Source organism: Massilia sp. 05N420 (assembly GCF_056397205.1).
This window is the reverse complement of the sequence record NZ_JBFTMX010000145.1, coordinates 1-523: the sequence shown is the minus strand read 5'-3', so window position 1 is coordinate 523 and position 523 is coordinate 1. Positions and strand designations below refer to the sequence as shown.

Genomic DNA, 523 nt, shown 5'->3' with positions numbered 1-523 from the left:
TTCCTTCTCGGCTCCGTACATCGTGCTGGCGCTGGGCTGTTCATCGATTCTGTTGATTGGCGGATTGGTGCTGCATCGGCAGACAGCACCAATCAAGATTGCTGCCCTTACGGCAATGGGCGGCGCATTCTTAGGCGTGACGGCCTACATCTTCCCGAGATGTCTATCCGGCCCCTACTGGATGATCGATCCGCTGTCGCGTCACGACTGGCTTGACCGCGTTCCGCAGGAATTCAGTTTTATATACTATTTCCAGCATCCGCAGTTCACGATCCTGATGATGCTTGGCGTACTCGTGTGTATCGCCATTGCGGCACTACCGGCCATTCTTCAAGCCGCCCGGCGGGGAAATGCCGGTCTTGCCATCGTCTTTGCAATCGCCGTCGCCAGTCTTGCGATAACACTGCTGCAGACCCGAAACATCCGATTTACCTTCGCTTTCGTACCGCTTTTTCTGCCGTACGCACTGCAAATAGCGACCGTTCCCGAGAGCTTTGGGCCAAACGGCAAGCAGGTTCAGCGC

1 protein-coding gene is annotated in these 523 nt (G+C 56.0%); it reads left to right on the top strand.

Annotation, left to right across the window (positions count from 1 at the left end; genetic code table 11):
* Positions 1–523: hypothetical protein (locus tag AC1DIX_RS27685; protein WP_477328537.1), on the top strand; the 523-nt coding region annotated here is incomplete at both ends.